Consider the following 17,997-nt stretch of genomic DNA (forward strand, 5'->3'; position numbering starts at 1 on the left):
TGAATAAACACAACAATAGAGGCTGTAGATAAAGAGCAAAAAAATCTAGCGATCAAATAAATGAATCGGTTTATTATCATGAGAGATGAAAAAACTATTCTGCTTTCTCTATTCAATTTATAACTCTAAAAAAGATCGAGCACTTTTAAACACAATTGCCCTTATAATCAAATCTTTTCTATTTCTCGGCTTCTTCTTCGTCCTAAAATGAAGAAGAAGCCTCCTCCCGTCGTTATGTAAACAATCCAGTTTCCTTTAAGTTCTATCTAATAACGACTTGATTTACTTCATAGGCTTTATGAACAAGACCTGCCTTAAATATTCACCTCTCACTCTAATAAAAAGCACCTCAATGTATAAAGTTTTAAATATTTTATATCACGCCCCTAAAAGACAGACTTTTATGCTACAACAGAATAAATCTCTCTCAAACTCCTTATTGAATTTTAGTATTCTTAAAAAATTGTTGGATATCCACAAGTTTCGAAATTTTTTCCTTATCATCCTCCCATATATTGCAATTTCTAGGAGCTCTTTCAAAAATAAAAAAAAGCCGGACATACGTCCGGCAAATTTGGAAAATCCTCAGAGATAAAATCAATCTGATAGATCTTCGTAAGGGAACACTCAAGAAAATGCACTGGGAGGCAACATAATCAAGAGATAGTATTCTATGTCATTTTATAAGAAAAAGTACAATAAAGACTTAAGCGCATCTGCTATGCAATAAACACATAGCTTTAAATTTGTCTCCATCATGTACCACTCTTTTTAATTAAATATAAAAATGTAAGCTACACCATCACACGATTATCCAGTTTTCAATATATAATACCCCTCACATTTGCTAGCATTCATAAAAAACGTTTATCCCTTTTTTCAAAAGTATTTTTCCACACGGACTCCATCCACTTTTAATGTGCAACGAATAGTTTTAATTGATTCAATATGAGCAAATTTAAAACGAAAGAATATTAGGGGAATCTCAAATTGTAAAAAAGTTAATTATTCCTTATAAATTAAGGTATTAACATTAAAAAGACCACTGACGGGCTTTTAAAAAAATATAATCTCGAAAAGCATTTAACCTTGCCAAATTCTTTAAATTATAAGGATAACAAAAAAAAGTATCAAAAGAAGGAATATCAACCATATCAGGAAAAAGACGCACCAAATGCTCATCATTATTGACGATATAATCAGGCAGCACAGCAATCCCAAGATCACGCATAAGCGCATTCTTTATTGAGATGATATTGTTGATTTGTAGAACTGAAACGCGCAATGATCCATCACTTCTACCAGCCTTTTCCAACCAATTTAAACCAGACAAATAAGGTGGGACAGGTTCACCGAACGAAATAATACGATGTTCATCAAGATCAGACAATTTTTCCGGCTTTCCATAATTTGCAATATACTTTTCCGAAGCATAAACATGCATATGAATTGTAAAGAGTTTTCTTTGTATAAGATCAGGTTGTTGGGGTTGATGTAAGCGAACAGCACAATCCGCATGACACATTGTCAAATCAAGCTCTTCATCGGAAAGCAAAAGCTGAACCTGCATATCAGGATAAAGACTAAGAAATTCTGGCATACGCTCCGCAATCCACCCTGCCCCCATTCCAAAGGTCGAGGTCACACGCAAGTGCCCCGTTGGTTTTGCATAGCTTTCACTTAATTGCAAACGTACACTTTCAAGCTTCATCAAAACATCATGAGCTGTACGATAAAGAGTTTCTCCCTGTTCTGTAAGAATCAAACCACGCGCATGACGTTGAAATAAGGATACCCCAACCTCTTGTTCTAAAGCCGAAACCTGTCGTGAAACTGCTGACTGAGATAAATGAAGCTTTTGAGCAGCATGCGTAAAAGATCCCGCTTCTGCTGCAGCGTGAAAAACCCTTAACTTATCCCAATCCAACGGTGGCGCCACAATTAATTCTACCTCTAGATTCTTTATGTTCTCAATAAGTTACTAACGCTTAGATATATCCAGAAACCGTTCTGCTTCCAACGCAGCCATACATCCTCTTCCCGCAGCTGTTACAGCTTGGCGGAATATTTCATCTGTTACATCCCCAGCAGCAAAAACACCAGCAATGCTTGTTGCTGTTGAGTCCGGTGCTGTCCATAAATAGCCGCCTCGTTTTTGTTTCAGCTGTCCTTCAAACAGAGAAACAGCAGGATCATGCCCAATAGCAATAAATATTCCCTCTGCATTCACTGTCATCTCGTGACCTGTCTTAACATTTTTCAGACGTGCCCCTGTTACAACAGCGCCCACTGGCCCCTGTGCTGGCAGCCCCACAATTTCTTCCACCACATGATCCCAAATGATACGTACGTTCTTGCAAGCAAGCAACCTATCTTGCAAAATTTTTTCTGCCCGAAAATGATCTCGGCGATGAACCACGCTTACACTTTTAGCCAAATGCGATAAATAAAGTGCTTCTTCAACAGCGGTATTTCCTCCTCCCACGACAATAACGTCCTTATTACGGTAAAAAAAGCCATCACATGTAGCACAAGCGGACACACCACCGCCCATAAAGGTTTGTTCACTTTCTAAACCAAGCCAGCGCGCTTGAGCTCCTGTTGCAATAATCAGTGCATCACAAGAATATTGTGTTCCTGAATCCCCATATAAGACAAAAGGATACTTCAACAAATCAGCCTTTATAATTGTATCATAGACAATTTTTGTCCCCATATTCTCAGCTTGTTTCGCCATTTGTTCCATCAACCACGGTCCTTGAATGGGATCTGCAAAACCTGGATAATTCTCAACATCAGTTGTAATTGTCAATTGTCCACCCTGCTGCAAGCCCGTCACCAAAACCGGCTTAAGCATTGCTCTTGCTGCATAGATCGCCGCTGTATAACCAGCTGGACCTGAGCCAATAATCAGCAGACGAATATGCGATTGTACCATTAAATCCCCTTCACTTTATTATAACTTAATTATTCTATAAATGATAACGGAATGCAGCCTTTTAAAAAAATATTTTTCAAGAACTCCAATTATGTTATATGTACTTCATTTTCAAGTTTTATGAAAAGGTCTGATTACCAATTTCATCAAGGCATCCTAATGTTAAGAATTAATCTTTATCCTATAAAGAGAAAAACGTAAATTCTTATGAGCACAAAACCATAATAAAAAGAGATACAAAGATAGGGAACGGTCATTTTTCAGTTTATTATCAATGTCTGTGCACGTTTTGCGTTAATCATGGCAGGAGCAATGCTTTTGCCAATTTTTGTGGATCTGCACGACAACAATCGTAATTGGATAACCTTTCTCTATTCTTGTGCCATAACCACCATGTTAGCAACGCTGATTCTTTTAGCAACTAAGGGAGCTACTTGTCGTTTTTCAGCACGGCTTGGCTTTATGCTCACTGTTTGTCTTTGGCTAACAGGAAGCATCGTAGGTGCCTTACCTCTTTATCTTTCTCCTCTTCCCATTTCTCTAGCAGGAGCCATTTTTGAATCTGTTTCTGGAATTACAACAACAGGTTCCACAGTCCTTTCTGATCTTGATAATTTATCGCGAAGTATTTTGTTATGGCGTTCTCTTATATGCTGGATTGGGGGCATTGGTTTTATCGGTTTAGCCCTCTTACTTTTGCCTTCACTGCGTGTGGGTGGCGTACGACTTTTTCATATGGAATCATCTGATAAATCTGAAAAAATATTGCCTCGCATCAACCAAATTGCTAACGGAATTATCATCGCTTATGTTGGTCTCACATTGGCTTGTATGCTTTCTTATTTTGCTGCAGGCATGAATTTATTTGATGCCATTAACCATGCAATGAGTACAGTCGCAACAGCTGGTTTTTCAACGCATGATGCTTCTTTTGGTTATTTTTTAGATAAACCAGCCATCTTAATTATTTCAACAATCTTCATGTTGCTTTCTGCTTTGCCCTTCGTACTTTATGTTAAATTAGTCCTTCCTGGACACTCCAAACGCTTCCTTGACCCACAAGTGATTGTTTTTCTCCATATCGTTCTCCTTTTCAGCTTTGCTTTAGCGGCATGGCTACGGTTTTATGATCATCGCGCATTCCACTTAATTTTCCTTGATGTCATTTTTCACCTTTCATCCATTATTAGCACCACAGGTTACAGCGCTGAAGATTATCAACTTTGGGGACCATTTGCGCTTGGAATTTTCTTCATTGTTTCTTTTACAGGCGGATGTGCTGGTTCTACTTCTGGTGGCATGAAAATCAATCGCCTCATTATTCTTTGGCGTATTACACAAACAAATATAGAAAAACTTCTTTCTCCTAATGTCGTTGTAAAGGCGCGCTACGATCACTCAAATATATCAAACGATGTTGCTCAAGCCGTTTTGTTTTTTGTCTGTCTTTATATGTTTTGCCTTGTTATCGGCACTGCACTTTTGCTTACAACCGGTCTTGACTTTACCTCTGCCTTTACCGGTGTCTTAACCGCACTTTCAAATGTTGGTCCAGGCTTTGGAGATATTATTGGCCCCGCTGGTAATTTCTCTACAATCAACGATAATGCTTTATGGATTTTAAGTTTTCTAATGTTAGCTGGACGCCTTGAAATCATAACAATATTCGTCCTTTTTATTCCCGCTTTCTGGCGTGAACAATTCTAATGCATAGAGCATTTTATTCTACCATGATAAAAAATTTACAAGATAAAAAAGCGTGAACAGTATGAGTCATAATATTCACCCCTCACTCAATCCACTGAAGATTTCCTAAAATTTCATACAAATCATCATATCAACGATATAAAATAGGCACCATCATTTTTACTTAAATAATAATAAGGTGCAAGTCGGTACCACAAAATAAGATATAAATTAGTACCACCATACTATTTTCTTTCTGTTAATGTCGTAACAGCCTGCATTTCAGACAATTTATAAGAAATTTCTTTATACCCTGTCTTCAATAGTTTTTATCCACCACATGCTTTCTTCCAATTGTGATGTGCAAGAGGATAGCTCTTATTCAAATTAAAAAGGTAAATTATCTATAGAAATCATATATATATTGATCTTAGATCCATCTTATTATGAATTTATTGAAAATATGTACGACTATTTTACCCATGGAGACACCATAAATATCTTTTTAAAGACAAGAAAACGTTTTTTCTATCTATTTAAGTCTTCCAAAACGAACAATATCAGTACGACACCGTATATCTAAACTTGAGTTAAAGCATTATTTTCTTATTCTAAAATATCACTGAATAAAAATAATTTTCCTCTCTCCTAGTATGCTTCATCATAAAGCACATATTGCTCTCAAGCGTATACATTTTTAATCTTTTATCCAAAATTTTGAGAACTTCTTATAGCGTTCTACTAAAGACAATATAAATTTTGTAAAATAACATTTATATCATTGAGCTGTTTTCTTGATGACTATGAAAAACCTTTAAGGAAGACACTTTTTATCACTCCTCAAAAAGATTTTTGATATAATAATCAAAGTGTTTTTTCCGCAAACAGTTCTTTGTAAACACGCTCAATCTCGGTTGTCTCCTTTTCCAAAGGAAAGTGTGTACGAACATGGGTTAAAGCTTTCTTTCCGGCTACCAATGTTTTTTCTACATCAGCAAAATAAGGTTCAATTGCTGCTGTTAAAGCCGCTCCATCTCCTGCTTTTACAACTGTTCCTGTTCCCTCGACCACCAATTCTTTATAAGCTCCTGCATCACTCGTTACAACCGCAACCTGTGATGCCATTGCTTCTAATGGTGTTAAACCGAAACCTTCTGTACGAGAAGGTGCAACATAAAGCGATAAACGACGATACCACAAAGGGATATCCAGAATCTCACCAAGAAAAATAATGCGATCATCCAGACCAGCCTTAGCAATCTTTTGGTGTAATTCTTTTTCAAAATGATAATATTGCTCTGTCGTACGACCAGCGATAAGTGCTGTCCATTCAGGATAGTCAGGCAATAACGCTATCATGGCATCAACAAATAAATCTGTTCCCTTTGAGTAACGCAGACGCCCAAAACACCCTACCGCGTATTTTCCTGGAAATCCTGTCGAAAAAAAGCAATCATCAAGAGTCTGTGGTGGAGTAAAACGCTTCACATCCACCCCATGCATAATAACCTTATGAGGCACTTCTAGATAAGCGCCCGTATGTGTACTGGTAGCGATAACCCTATCCATACAGCGAATCAACCATTTGGTAAAAGGCTTATGATGGCGTTGTGAAGCCGATGTAAAGATAAGTTTCAGCTTCATTTTCAAGATATCGCGCAAAAAGATCCCAAAAAGCATCTCAATATTGCGTCGTGCATGCCAAATACGAAATGGCTTCCCTTTCGGACTTTTCCAAAGTCCGAAAAGGTCCTTAAAAGCAAGAGCCGGCAAAGTTTGTGGTAAACCAAACCCCAAAGTGGATATACGCACACCCTGTTCGCGTTGCAGTGGAATAAGCTGAATAATCGTAGATGTTACTCCCGATAAACGCCTTTTAAAGTGAGGCGCAATAATCTCAGTTTCATCCAAAGATACACGCATAATAATCCATATGTTATTTAGATGTACTGAACCTTAATGATCTCGTAATTATGCGCACCACCGGGTGCATTCACCTCAATCACATCACCTTCTTGCTTGCCAATGAGTGCACGTGCAATAGGCGAAGAAATAGAGATTTTACCAACCTTTACATCAGCTTCTTGATCTCCTACGATCTGATACACTTTTTTTTCTTCAGTATCCTCATCCAAGAGTTTAATGGTTGCTCCAAATTTTATTTTGTCGCCTGAAAGACGCGTGACATCTATAACTTCTGCTCGTGCGATATAATCTTCAAGCTCATTTATACGCCCCTCATTATGGCTTTGCGCTTCTTTAGCTGCATGATACTCAGCATTTTCTGATAAATCACCATGTGCACGCGCCTCAGAAATTGCTTCAATAATTCGCGGACGCTCCTGTTGTTGACGCCAACGCAACTCTTCTTTAAGACTCTCAAAACCAGCTGTAGTCATCGGAACTTTTTCCATAATCCGTCCCTTTCTATTACACGGAAGGTTTAATAAAAATACAAAAAACGGCTTCCAAAATTACTTTTGGAATCCGAAAACTACGATCTTTTTTATTATATAGTACAGTATCGCTATTTTCCATACAAAAATAAATAAAGGAAACAAAACATGCACAAATAGTGATTAAAACATCTCATTTTGGTGTTTAAACCGTTAAACTTCACTCTTCTCTTTAAAGTCTCCTAAAGAAGAAAGAATTGTATTTTTTTCTGTTTTATCATAATCTAGCAAAAGAAATCATATGGGATACAAAGAGAGAAGGATAGAAAATCTCTAAAGAAATTCTTTACAGAAGAATGAAAAAAATCGTCATTTTTTTTATGTTTGGCTCTTTCTTTTTCGCCACAACAGTATCTGAAGCTGCGGATGCTTTTGTTACGAGAAATCTTAATTTTAGAACAGGTCCTAGCACTCAGTATGCACTTTGCGGCTTAATCTCTGCTGGAGAATTGGTTTTTGTTAAAAACTGTGAAGGCAATTGGTGCCATATCCGATATAACACTCAAATAGGTTGGGTGTCATCTCGTTATCTTTCATTTAAAGATGGAAATGATCTTTATCACACATACACGATGTCTTTAGTGCCCAAACGTACCGATTATTCTCCATAACAGCCATAATAACTTATGCCATCTTAAATATCATCATGGCAAAAATGCAATAGTGTCCACGAACAACCACAATATGCCCCCTCCAAAGAAACACTTCGAAGAATTCGTCTCATAGAAAAAACTTGATCAATATCCTAATGAAAGCTCCAATAAACCAAAATAAATCTGTTCAATAACGTTTTGCTGTTGTCGTAATGAAATTGTAAAAATTAGTATTTTCTTTAAAATCACCAGCACTTTTCTATTAAAGGATACAACAATGAAAAATGGTGTTACAGCAACAGTTGAGGCTCTTTCTGCTCTGATTGCCTCAGGCAATCCTCTTTTTAAGAATGGCGCGTTATGGACACCTCACCGCCCTGTTCGTCCTGAAAAGTCTGAAGGTGGCATTCCATTTCAACTCGAAACACCCTTTGAACCTGCGGGAGATCAACCTCAAGCAATTAAAACTCTGGTTGAGGGAATTCAAAAAGATGAACGTACACAAGTGCTTTTGGGTGTTACCGGCTCAGGAAAAACCTATACAATGGCCAAAATCATTGAAAAAACACAGCGTCCAGCTCTGATTTTAGCACCAAATAAAACTCTAGCAGCACAGCTTTACGGAGAGTTTAAAAGTTTTTTTCCCCACAATGCCGTCGAATATTTTGTTTCCTATTATGACTATTATCAGCCAGAAGCCTACGTTGCACGCTCTGATACCTATATTGAAAAAGAATCCTCAATTAATGAACAAATCGACCGTATGCGCCATGCTGCAACACGTGCTGTTCTTGAACGTGATGACGTCATTATTGTCGCATCTGTATCCTGTATCTACGGGATTGGTTCAGTAGAAACTTATACTGCTATGACCTTCAAAATAGAAAAAGGTGATAAACTCAATCAACGGCAATTACTGGCCGATTTAGTTGCCCAACACTATCATCGACAAGATATTAATTTCATTCGTGGTTCCTTTCGTGTTCGAGGGGATACAATTGAAATTTTCCCTGCCCACCTCGAAGATCGTGCTTGGCGTATTTCGCTCTTTGGCGATGAAGTGGAAACAATTACGGAATTTGATCCTCTCACAGGACAAAAAACAGGCGACCTTCAATCGATTAAAATTTATGCCAACTCACACTACGTAACACCACGCCCAACACTTAACCAAGCGATGAAATCGATTAAAATGGAACTCGTTCAACGCCTCGATGAGTTGAACGCAGCTGGACGTCTTTTAGAAGCACAACGTTTAGAACAACGTACAATTTTTGATTTGGAAATGTTGGGAACCACCGGCTCATGCTCTGGAATCGAAAATTATTCACGCTATTTAACAGGACGAAAACCCGGAGAACCACCACCAACCTTGTTCGAATACATTCCAAACAATGCTCTTGTTTTTATCGATGAAAGCCACGTAACCATTCCCCAAATTGGAGGCATGTACCGAGGTGACTTTCGAAGAAAAGCAACCCTAGCAGAATATGGGTTTCGCCTACCTTCCTGTATGGACAATCGCCCTTTACGCTTTGAAGAATGGGATGCCATGCGCCCACAAACTATTGCCGTCTCTGCAACACCAGGACGCTGGGAAATAGAACAATCTCATGGCACTTTTGCAGAACAAATTATTCGTCCAACAGGGCTCATTGATCCACCAACAGAGGTTCGTCCAGCCAGCAATCAAGTCGATGATGTTGTGAATGAAATTCGTAAAACAATTCAAAAAGGCTACCGTACATTGGTGACAGTTCTCACAAAGCGTATGGCCGAGGACTTAACTGAATATCTCCACGAACAAGATATTCGCGTACGCTATATGCATTCTGACATTGATACATTAGAACGCATTGAAATTCTACGCGATCTGCGGCTTGGCACCTTTGATGTCCTCATCGGTATCAACTTGCTCCGAGAAGGCTTAGATATTCCAGAATGTGGTTTTGTTGCCATTCTAGATGCCGATAAGGAGGGCTTTTTGCGCTCTGAAACTTCCCTCATACAAACAATCGGACGTGCTGCACGTAATGTGGATGGCCACGTTATCCTCTATGCAGATATAATCACAGGCTCCATAGAACGAGCCTTACAGGAGACACAAAGACGTCGACAAAAACAAATAGCCTATAATGAAGAACACCATATCACACCGAAAAGTATCAAAAAAAATATCGGAGATATTCTCAATTCAGGCTATGAAAACAACCATATTCGCACAAATATCCCTGATGTCATCGAGAAAAAAAATATGGTTGGCAACAATTTGACATCTCATATTAAACACCTTGAAAAATTAATGCATGAAGCGGCTGCTGATCTCAACTTTGAAGAAGCAGCGCGACTTCGCGATGAAATCAAACAATTACAAAAGATAGAACTAGAAATCGCTGAGAGCCCCTTAACACATCATAGCGAACAATCCACCCATGAGCCCGTGTTACAACCAAGCCTTTTCTCCAAACCAGACCTTGCACATATGGGACCAACCATAGACACTGGTATTTTGGAAAATCGAAAAGGAAAATCTGGTAAAAACACCCCTAATCAAGCAACAATAAAACGAAAAAAACGCAATCAATAAAGGAGCAAAAAATTTCAAACCGCCTAAAATAATCTTCAGCTCTTCTAAAAAACGACTAAAGCTCAAAAGCAAACAGCACTATCCGCAAAACAGACGACCTCAAACATCAAGGAAGCTCCAGTTTATCTAAAACACCATGAGAGAGAACATTTTACAAAAAATGCCCAAACTTTATTGACTTTTTAAGCAATTTTTCTTGTTAAACCGCGTTATAAAAAATCCCTAAAAATGTAAAAAACTTCTAAACTCTAAAAAAGCAGACAAATTTAAAGAAAATGTTTTATATATATCAAAAAAATCATAAAATGTATTATCTTTATAAAGTTATACTCTGATATCGAACTCAAATATTATTTAGCATCAAAAGAGAATATTCAAACAGGACACTGTTCTATAACACAAATAAAGTAAAACAAGACTTTATCATAGCACCATAAGCTTATGATAAAAAATGATAATTTTTATTCATACGCCTATTATTCAATTCATATTGTATCAAGTGATACAAAAAGTATCCCTAAATAAAGAGTTTATATTCCATAGTAAAAAATCGGGTACTCTCAATACAAACTTATTAATTAACCTCAAGCAGAGTACATTAATTGAAATCAAAATTCTGTCATGATTTTATTTTACTGTATCTTCGATAGGTTTAACTAAATGAATTTTCATTTGTTTTGTCACAATAAAGTCCAAAATTATTCAGGCTCTATTCAGTTTGAAACGTGTAGGATGTGAAAAATACGAATTTACACAAGGAGCATCATTATGAAAAAGGTGATCAGGTTAGCGGTATTATCAGCAATGTCAACTGCAACCGTTTTCATGCCGCTAAATGCAACGCTTGCGGATATGGCACGGTATCATAGTTACTATGATACCATGCGTGAAATGAAGAGGGGGGCTGGTTTACCGTCTCGCAATTTTAGCTCCCATTCTTTTCATAGTGAACATCACTCTTTTGATGATCCCCACAAGCGTCATTATTTCAGCCAGACATGGAGAGAACAACATCAGCATCACGTTGAAAGCAAGACATATCATTATGTCGAACGCAAAAAGACAAAACACAGTAATATTCAAGGAAATGCTTTAGCATTGGGCATTCTTGCTCTTGCAGCAGGTGCAGTTCTTAGTAAAGTTTTTAAAAAACCAGAACAGCCACAAATTGTCTATCAAGACGCACCACAAAATCAGGTGATTTATCAAGTGCAGCAAACGGTGGAATATGAGCCAGTACAACAATCATCAGAATCTGATTGGCTTCAATATTGCAAGAAAAAATACCGTTCCTTCAACCCTAAAACAGGGACTTTTCGAGGCAGTGATGGCTTAAATCATGTCTGCTATGCTCCAGTAAATTGAATTAACATTGAGAAAAGCCCGCTCTAAAGCGGGTTTTTTTATGCCCTCCCCCTTAGATCTTTTGAAGAAAAGGATTCCATTGGCGTTCATAGCCTATGTTACTTTTGGGACCATACCCACAGATAAAATAAACGTCGTCGCCTAAGGACAAAACTTTTTCTCGAAGGGATTGCATCAATTTTTCATGGAAACACAATGGGATGCCATGCGCCCACAAACTATTGCCGTCTCTGCAACACCAGGACGCTGGGAAATAGAACAATCTCATGGCACTTTTGCAGAACAAATTATTCGTCCAACAGGGCTCATTGATCCACCAACAGAGGTTCGTCCAGCCAGCAATCAAGTCGATGATGTTGTGAATGAAATTCGTAAAACAATTCAAAAAGGCTACCGTACATTGGTGACAGTTCTCACAAAGCGTATGGCCGAGGACTTAACTGAATATCTCCACGAACAAGATATTCGCGTACGCTATATGCATTCTGACATTGATACATTAGAACGCATTGAAATTCTACGCGATCTGCGGCTTGGCACCTTTGATGTCCTCATCGGTATCAACTTGCTCCGAGAAGGCTTAGATATTCCAGAATGTGGTTTTGTTGCCATTCTAGATGCCGATAAGGAGGGCTTTTTGCGCTCTGAAACTTCCCTCATACAAACAATCGGACGTGCTGCACGTAATGTGGATGGCCACGTTATCCTCTATGCAGATATAATCACAGGCTCCATAGAACGAGCCTTACAGGAGACACAAAGACGTCGACAAAAACAAATAGCCTATAATGAAGAACACCATATCACACCGAAAAGTATCAAAAAAAATATCGGAGATATTCTCAATTCAGGCTATGAAAACAACCATATTCGCACAAATATCCCTGATGTCATCGAGAAAAAAAATATGGTTGGCAACAATTTGACATCTCATATTAAACACCTTGAAAAATTAATGCATGAAGCGGCTGCTGATCTCAACTTTGAAGAAGCAGCGCGACTTCGCGATGAAATCAAACAATTACAAAAGATAGAACTAGAAATCGCTGAGAGCCCCTTAACACATCATAGCGAACAATCCACCCATGAGCCCGTGTTACAACCAAGCCTTTTCTCCAAACCAGACCTTGCACATATGGGACCAACCATAGACACTGGTATTTTGGAAAATCGAAAAGGAAAATCTGGTAAAAACACCCCTAATCAAGCAACAATAAAACGAAAAAAACGCAATCAATAAAGGAGCAAAAAATTTCAAACCGCCTAAAATAATCTTCAGCTCTTCTAAAAAACGACTAAAGCTCAAAAGCAAACAGCACTATCCGCAAAACAGACGACCTCAAACATCAAGGAAGCTCCAGTTTATCTAAAACACCATGAGAGAGAACATTTTACAAAAAATGCCCAAACTTTATTGACTTTTTAAGCAATTTTTCTTGTTAAACCGCGTTATAAAAAATCCCTAAAAATGTAAAAAACTTCTAAACTCTAAAAAAGCAGACAAATTTAAAGAAAATGTTTTATATATATCAAAAAAATCATAAAATGTATTATCTTTATAAAGTTATACTCTGATATCGAACTCAAATATTATTTAGCATCAAAAGAGAATATTCAAACAGGACACTGTTCTATAACACAAATAAAGTAAAACAAGACTTTATCATAGCACCATAAGCTTATGATAAAAAATGATAATTTTTATTCATACGCCTATTATTCAATTCATATTGTATCAAGTGATACAAAAAGTATCCCTAAATAAAGAGTTTATATTCCATAGTAAAAAATCGGGTACTCTCAATACAAACTTATTAATTAACCTCAAGCAGAGTACATTAATTGAAATCAAAATTCTGTCATGATTTTATTTTACTGTATCTTCGATAGGTTTAACTAAATGAATTTTCATTTGTTTTGTCACAATAAAGTCCAAAATTATTCAGGCTCTATTCAGTTTGAAACGTGTAGGATGTGAAAAATACGAATTTACACAAGGAGCATCATTATGAAAAAGGTGATCAGGTTAGCGGTATTATCAGCAATGTCAACTGCAACCGTTTTCATGCCGCTAAATGCAACGCTTGCGGATATGGCATGGGACTTTACTCACCCTCTCACGAGAGAAATAGATGATATGAAGAGGAAGATGCGTAAAGAAAGAGATGATGCGACAAGGGAAATTGATAAGAAAATTGATGATATCTGGCGTTCCCGTTTTTCTAGCTCCCATTGTTCTGATAGCAAAAATGTCTGTCATTCTGATGATTTCCAAAAGTTTGTTGATGATTTCCGCAAGCTTTCTGAAGAAAACTCTAGAAGATTTAAAGCCAAACATAATAGGACGGAACAACAACATCATCATCAACATCATCATCAACATCATCATCAACATCATTATTATCATCATTATTATCATCATGTTGAAAACAAAACATATCATCACATTGAGCGTAAAAAGACAAAACACAGTAATATTCATATAGACAACTCAGGAGATGCTTTAGCGGTGGGTATTCTTGGTACAATTTTAAAAAAACCAGAACAGCCACAAGTGGTTTATCAAATAGTACCACAAAATCAGGTAATTTATCAAAAAGTTCCGCAAAATCAAAGAGTTTATCAGGTGCAGCAAACGGTGAAATATGAGCCACTCCAGCAATCATTAGAATCTGATTGGCTTAACTATTGCAAGAAAAAATACCGTTCCTTCAACCCTAAAACAGGGACTTTTCGAGACCGTAATGGTTTGGAACACATTTGTTATGCCCCAATAAATTAACTTCTGTTCTACTAAAAAGTCTTAAATGGCACAAAAAAACGCTTCAAAGCGTTTTTTTGTTTGCTCATATATTAAAATCTTGAAGAAAAGAATTATTTTGGCGCTCATAGCCTATGCTACTTTTAGGACCATGCCCACAGATAAAACAAACATCATCGCCTAAGGGTAAAACTTTTTCTCGAAGAGAGTGCATCAATTTTTCATGAGAACAGAAGGGGAAATCAGTGCGTCCAATAGAACCACGAAAGAGCACATCACCCAAGAGAGCTAAGCGTTCTTTTTCATTGAAATAAATAACATGACCAGGAGAATGTCCTGGGGTGTGAAAAACCTTAAACACATGTCCAGCAAAATGAACGCACTCACCATCTTCTAACCATTGGTCAGGAATACAGATGCACGCATCAGTGATGCCGTAATTTCTTGCGCTTTCGCTCACGGCATCCATCACAGGCTTATCATCGCGATGTGAACCGATAATTTTTACATTAAGCGCCTCTTTCGCTTGCATTGCTGCTCCCACATGATCAAAATGACCATGTGTTATCCAAATAGCCTCAACGATAACGCCATTCTTTTCGATTACGTCTTGAATCCGCGGCCAATCACCACCGGGATCAACGAGAACCCCCGTTTTACATTCACTATCAAAAAGCAAAGTGCAATTTTGTTGGAATGTCGTAACTGGAATAATATGTGCACTAAGATTCCCCATGACGTCCTTTTCAAAAGTAAAATTTTACTAAGTTTATAAGGAGCATTCCTCTCCCTCTACAAAAAATAGTCTGCTCGACAGCTTTATACAACTTATGTAAACTTGCATCTTGTGTAAACTAAATTTTTATCAAGGTTTTTAAGAATGTCCGATCATGTTCAAGTTTTGTGTGATGACGCACCTCACCTTCTTGTGATTGATGACGACACTCGTATCCGCAATCTTTTATTTCAGTTTCTCATTAAAAATGGATTTCGTGTTTCAGTTTCAGCCAATGCTAATGAAGCAAGACGACTGTTGGCAAGTTTAGATTTTGATCTTCTTATTGTTGATGTCATGATGCCTGGTGAAAACGGTATTGATCTTACTCATTCACTCCGCCAAACAAAAGATGTTCCCATTCTCATGCTAACAGCTTTATCAGAAATAGACAATCGTATCCATGGCTTAGAAGCGGGTGCAGATGATTATCTTGCTAAGCCGTTTGATCCTCGTGAACTTCTCCTTCGTATCAATGCCATTTTACGGCGTGGCTTTCCCCTTAGCCAACCAAAAATTGAGCAGATCGTTTTTGGACCTTATATATTTTCAATTTCACGACGCGAACTCAAAAAAGGAGGAGAAATTATTAAATTAACAGATAAAGAACAAGAAATGATGGTCATTTTTGCCGAAAATGCAGGCGATACAATTCCGCGCCATAAATTCGCAACCGATGACAGCAATATAAGTGAACGTGCCATTGATGTACAGATCAACCGCCTTCGTCGTAAGATCGAAAAAAACCCAGCACTGCCTATATGGCTCCAAACCGTGCGAGGAATAGGGTATAAACTCTCAATTGAATAGGCACAAGAATGACCAAACCTTTAAGATTTTTTCTTCGATGGTTAACGAAAAAAATGCCTAAACGGCTTTATGCTCGCTCTTTGATCATTATTATCGCTCCCATGGTACTGCTGCAAACAGTCATTGCTTATGTCTTTATGGAACGCCATTGGCAAATGGTAACCGAGCGTCTTTCAATGGCTGTCGTGCATGACATTTCAGCCATTATTGATATTCTTGAAACATATCCACAACAAGATAACTATGGAGATATCAAGCGTATTGCACAACAACGCATGGGATTAAACATTTCTATTCTATCTCCTACCTCCTTACCCCCTCCAGGACCTAAGCCATTTTTTGCAATTCTTGACTATTTTTTAAGTGAAGAAATCACCCGCCAAATTAACCGTCCCTTCTGGATCGATACCGTAGGAGATTCTGATCTTGTTGAAATCCGTATCCACCTTGGTCACAATATCTTACGCGTCTTTGCTCCACGCAGCCAAGCCTACGCTTCCAATACTGCTATTTTTTTAAGCTGGATGGTAGGAACAGCTCTTGTTTTATTACTGATAGCAATTTACTTTTTGCGCAATCAAATTAAACCTATTCAACAATTGGCTGAAGCAGCAGAAAGCTTTGGACGCGGTCGTCCTTTACCAAAAGGATTTCAACCACAAGGAGCTGATGAAGTCCGTCGTGCTGGCATTGCTTTTTTACGTATGCGAGAACGTATTGAACGCCAAATCGAACAACGCACCATGATGCTCTCAGGAGTAAGCCATGATTTAAGAACCATTCTTACACGCTTTAAACTTCAGCTAGCATTAGTAAATACTGACTTTGATACTAAACCGCTTGAGCAAGATGTAAGTGACATGCAAAATATATTAGAAGATTATCTTGCTTTTGCTCGTGGTGAAGGAAGTGAAAGTGTCAAGACTTTTGATTTAAATGCTCTTATGCAAAAATTCTCCGCCGATGCTCATCTTCACAAACGTCAATTTTTTTACACCATTGAAGGTCCTACAGAAATACAAGTACGTCCCCGTGCTTTCACACGCTTGGTCAGCAATCTTGTATCAAATGCATTTTGTTACGGCACAACCGTTAAACTAACAGCTAACTCTCAACAAGAATCTTTTATATTGATAATCGATGATAATGGACCTGGAATTCATGAAAATATGCGTACAGAAGTTTTTAAGCCATTCTTTCGACTTGATAAAGCACGAAATCAAGATGCAAGTGGAACAGGACTTGGTCTTTCTATTGCTCAAGACATAGCACGCAGCCATGGTGGCAATATACAATTAGATGAAAGCCCACTTGGGGGATTACGCGCTATTCTTGATATCCCCCTATGAGCAATATTTCAGCAAACCATCTGTAAAAATAACAGACTGTGTATTTTAGGCATTCCCTACAGTTTCAAACAAAGTGTACTGCAGTGCCTTGTAAGCACTTTCTCCCGACAAAGCAACCATCTGAAATGCAACATAATGGCTTTCACAGACTTTAAGTGCATGTATCAACAATGTTTCAACCTGTATATGAGATGGATGCATCCCACCAGCCAAAAGAAGACCTTGCCGATAAATAACTGAATTATTCCTTTGCCAGTAATCAAAATGTCCCAACAACAACTTTTCATTAATTGCTAGCAATAAGCGCTGTATTTCAGCTGTTCGAGCATTTTTAATAGAGAGATCAAACGAACAAGCCAAATGAAGTGCTTCATGCTCTTCCATCCATGAAAAAGCAAGACGATAATTTGCGCGCTTTCCTTCCACACAAACGCTAATTTCATCTTGCGCATCCCGCTCAAACGACCAATCATATTCACAGGCAATCTGTTCGATAAAGTCAACAGGGTGCTCTTTTCTCTCTGTGGCGCAAAATGCAAGCCTCATCACAATCCTCAATCATCTTAAAAACATTGTCAACAGAATATAAACCGCCTAAACTGTAACAATATTTTGCTACAATCAGAACCTTTACACCAAACAAATACACATAAAAACATCGACAGTACACAAACACC

13 protein-coding genes and 2 pseudogenes are annotated in these 17,997 nt (G+C 37.9%); 8 read left to right on the forward strand and 7 right to left on the reverse strand.

Features of this window, described 5'->3' with window-relative positions; translation table 11 throughout:
• Positions 1-1,033 precede the first annotated feature (1,033 nt).
• Together ACFIKQ_RS03190 and trxB are read right to left on the reverse strand one after the other, a co-directional pair.
• The gene (locus ACFIKQ_RS03190; RefSeq protein WP_012754906.1) at positions 1,034-1,939 is read right to left on the reverse strand and encodes a LysR family transcriptional regulator; all 906 of its coding nucleotides are present in this window, start codon (positions 1,937-1,939) and stop codon (positions 1,034-1,036) included.
• Between the two features lie 42 nt (positions 1,940-1,981).
• Positions 1,982-2,938 (reverse strand): thioredoxin-disulfide reductase, encoded by a 957-nt coding sequence (gene trxB, locus ACFIKQ_RS03195; protein ID WP_375644873.1) that lies wholly within the window; start codon positions 2,936-2,938, stop codon positions 1,982-1,984.
• 312 nt (positions 2,939-3,250) lie between these two features.
• Between trxB and ACFIKQ_RS03200 the strand changes: the two genes are divergently transcribed.
• Entirely contained in the window at positions 3,251-4,645 is a 1,395-nt protein-coding gene (locus ACFIKQ_RS03200) for a TrkH family potassium uptake protein (protein ID WP_375655905.1), read from the forward strand.
• Between the two features lie 843 nt (positions 4,646-5,488).
• On the opposite strand, the gene ACFIKQ_RS03205 is transcribed toward ACFIKQ_RS03200, so the two are convergent.
• Both ACFIKQ_RS03205 and greA read right to left on the reverse strand, forming a co-directional pair.
• The gene (locus ACFIKQ_RS03205) at positions 5,489-6,547 is read right to left on the reverse strand and encodes a glycosyltransferase family 4 protein (RefSeq protein WP_375635708.1); all 1,059 of its coding nucleotides are present in this window, start codon (positions 6,545-6,547) and stop codon (positions 5,489-5,491) included.
• Between the two features lie 17 nt (positions 6,548-6,564).
• Complete coding sequence (greA, locus tag ACFIKQ_RS03210; protein WP_012754902.1) at positions 6,565-7,038, reverse strand: transcription elongation factor GreA; 474 nt, start codon at positions 7,036-7,038, stop codon at positions 6,565-6,567.
• Positions 7,039-7,376: 338 nt separating this feature from the next.
• Here greA and ACFIKQ_RS03215 point away from each other — a divergent pair, with 338 nt between their 5' ends.
• From ACFIKQ_RS03215 to ACFIKQ_RS03225, 3 genes are all read left to right on the forward strand, one after another.
• The gene (locus tag ACFIKQ_RS03215) at positions 7,377-7,691 is read left to right on the forward strand and encodes an SH3 domain-containing protein (protein ID WP_273788409.1); all 315 of its coding nucleotides are present in this window, start codon (positions 7,377-7,379) and stop codon (positions 7,689-7,691) included.
• Between the two features lie 259 nt (positions 7,692-7,950).
• Positions 7,951-10,260 carry an excinuclease ABC subunit UvrB gene (uvrB, locus tag ACFIKQ_RS03220; protein ID WP_375655907.1) on the forward strand — a complete coding sequence of 770 codons (2,310 nt, stop codon included), beginning with the start codon at positions 7,951-7,953 and terminating at the stop codon, positions 10,258-10,260.
• A 768-nt stretch (positions 10,261-11,028) separates the two neighbouring features.
• Positions 11,029-11,625, forward strand: a complete 597-nt coding sequence (locus ACFIKQ_RS03225) for a BA14K family protein (RefSeq protein ID WP_375644871.1) — start codon at positions 11,029-11,031, stop codon at positions 11,623-11,625.
• A 52-nt stretch (positions 11,626-11,677) separates the two neighbouring features.
• On the opposite strand, the pseudogene ACFIKQ_RS03230 reads toward ACFIKQ_RS03225, so the two are convergent.
• Positions 11,678-11,824: pseudogene (locus tag ACFIKQ_RS03230) on the reverse strand (MBL fold metallo-hydrolase); the annotation flags it as partial.
• Here ACFIKQ_RS03230 and ACFIKQ_RS03235 point away from each other — a divergent pair.
• Positions 11,819-12,865 (forward strand): annotated as a pseudogene (locus ACFIKQ_RS03235) (helicase-related protein); the annotation flags it as partial. The pseudogenes ACFIKQ_RS03230 and ACFIKQ_RS03235 sit on opposite strands and share 6 nt — an antisense overlap.
• Before the next feature lie 768 nt (positions 12,866-13,633).
• Positions 13,634-14,407: a BA14K family protein gene (locus ACFIKQ_RS03240; protein ID WP_375655909.1), complete on the forward strand. Its 774-nt coding sequence runs from the start codon at positions 13,634-13,636 to the stop codon at positions 14,405-14,407.
• Positions 14,408-14,471: 64 nt separating this feature from the next.
• On the opposite strand, the gene ACFIKQ_RS03245 is transcribed toward ACFIKQ_RS03240, so the two are convergent.
• Positions 14,472-15,122, reverse strand: coding sequence for an MBL fold metallo-hydrolase (locus ACFIKQ_RS03245; protein WP_375635713.1), 651 nt, complete (start codon positions 15,120-15,122; stop codon positions 14,472-14,474).
• 144 nt (positions 15,123-15,266) lie between these two features.
• Between ACFIKQ_RS03245 and ACFIKQ_RS03250 the strand changes: the two genes are divergently transcribed.
• Positions 15,267-15,971: a response regulator gene (locus ACFIKQ_RS03250; protein ID WP_375655911.1), complete on the forward strand. Its 705-nt coding sequence runs from the start codon at positions 15,267-15,269 to the stop codon at positions 15,969-15,971.
• 8 nt (positions 15,972-15,979) lie between these two features.
• Positions 15,980-17,320 carry an ATP-binding protein gene (locus tag ACFIKQ_RS03255; RefSeq protein ID WP_375655913.1) on the forward strand — a complete coding sequence of 447 codons (1,341 nt, stop codon included), beginning with the start codon at positions 15,980-15,982 and terminating at the stop codon, positions 17,318-17,320.
• Positions 17,321-17,365: 45 nt separating this feature from the next.
• Here ACFIKQ_RS03255 and ACFIKQ_RS03260 read toward each other — a convergent pair whose 3' ends face one another.
• Positions 17,366-17,866: a YbjN domain-containing protein gene (locus ACFIKQ_RS03260; protein ID WP_012754893.1), complete on the reverse strand. Its 501-nt coding sequence runs from the start codon at positions 17,864-17,866 to the stop codon at positions 17,366-17,368.
• Between the last annotated feature and the right edge of the window lie 131 nt (positions 17,867-17,997).

This window comes from Bartonella sp. MR63HLJHH, assembly GCF_042194155.1.
In the GTDB taxonomy this organism is placed as follows: Bacteria; Pseudomonadota; Alphaproteobacteria; order Rhizobiales; family Rhizobiaceae; genus Bartonella; species Bartonella grahamii.

Bases quoted from the DNA above. Each gene is read 5' to 3' on its own strand.
- ACFIKQ_RS03260 (WP_012754893.1), bottom strand. From the start codon at position 17,866: ATGAGGCTTGCATTTTGCGCCACAGAGAGAAAAGAGCACCCTGTTGAC.
- ACFIKQ_RS03245 (WP_375635713.1), bottom strand. From the start codon at position 15,122: ATGGGGAATCTTAGTGCACATATTATTCCAGTTACGACATTCCAACAA.
- greA (WP_012754902.1), bottom strand. From the start codon at position 7,038: ATGGAAAAAGTTCCGATGACTACAGCTGGTTTTGAGAGTCTTAAAGAA.
- uvrB (WP_375655907.1), top strand. From the start codon at position 7,951: ATGAAAAATGGTGTTACAGCAACAGTTGAGGCTCTTTCTGCTCTGATT.
- ACFIKQ_RS03255 (WP_375655913.1), top strand. From the start codon at position 15,980: ATGACCAAACCTTTAAGATTTTTTCTTCGATGGTTAACGAAAAAAATG.
- trxB (WP_375644873.1), bottom strand. From the start codon at position 2,938: ATGGTACAATCGCATATTCGTCTGCTGATTATTGGCTCAGGTCCAGCT.
- ACFIKQ_RS03215 (WP_273788409.1), top strand. From the start codon at position 7,377: ATGAAAAAAATCGTCATTTTTTTTATGTTTGGCTCTTTCTTTTTCGCC.
- ACFIKQ_RS03240 (WP_375655909.1), top strand. From the start codon at position 13,634: ATGAAAAAGGTGATCAGGTTAGCGGTATTATCAGCAATGTCAACTGCA.
- ACFIKQ_RS03250 (WP_375655911.1), top strand. From the start codon at position 15,267: ATGTCCGATCATGTTCAAGTTTTGTGTGATGACGCACCTCACCTTCTT.
- ACFIKQ_RS03205 (WP_375635708.1), bottom strand. From the start codon at position 6,547: ATGCGTGTATCTTTGGATGAAACTGAGATTATTGCGCCTCACTTTAAA.
- ACFIKQ_RS03225 (WP_375644871.1), top strand. From the start codon at position 11,029: ATGAAAAAGGTGATCAGGTTAGCGGTATTATCAGCAATGTCAACTGCA.
- ACFIKQ_RS03200 (WP_375655905.1), top strand. From the start codon at position 3,251: ATGCTTTTGCCAATTTTTGTGGATCTGCACGACAACAATCGTAATTGG.